The organism is Mycolicibacterium vulneris, from assembly GCF_002104765.1.
Lineage (GTDB): Bacteria > Actinomycetota > Actinomycetes > Mycobacteriales > Mycobacteriaceae > Mycobacterium > Mycobacterium vulneris.
Map to the genome: position 1 here is coordinate 1 of NZ_NCXM01000116.1, position 336 is coordinate 336.

At 45.2% G+C, this 336-nt stretch carries 1 protein-coding gene; it reads right to left on the minus strand.

The features are described from left to right. Window positions 1-305 (minus strand): hypothetical protein (locus B8W69_RS30425; protein ID WP_133058072.1); only part of this gene is annotated, 305 nt, incomplete at its 3' end. Between the last annotated feature and the right edge of the window lie 31 nt (window positions 306-336).

Genomic DNA, 336 nt, shown 5'->3' on the forward strand with positions numbered 1-336 from the left:
TATCCGCGATCTTCCAGATATCTATCAAAGGCCTTCTGACGAAGCGAGTCTCTGTTTCCCTTTACCAGTAGTGGAGAGTTAGGTGAGGTCTTTCTTAACTCTTCCAACAACAAAAGCAAAACATAGTTATTCGCTTCAAAGTGGCCTTGCATAATTTCGATGCGTTCATTCAAGGCGTTCACTTGATGTTTCAGGTTCTCTGAATGCAAGCGCCATTCATTAATTGCGGCTTCGTATGATGCTTGGGCTGCGCGAGAGTGTGCGTAACCTGCAGATAGTCCAACTTGATATTCGGAGGATGACATTGAAAGTCTCCATGAATGAGGCGGTGGGAGT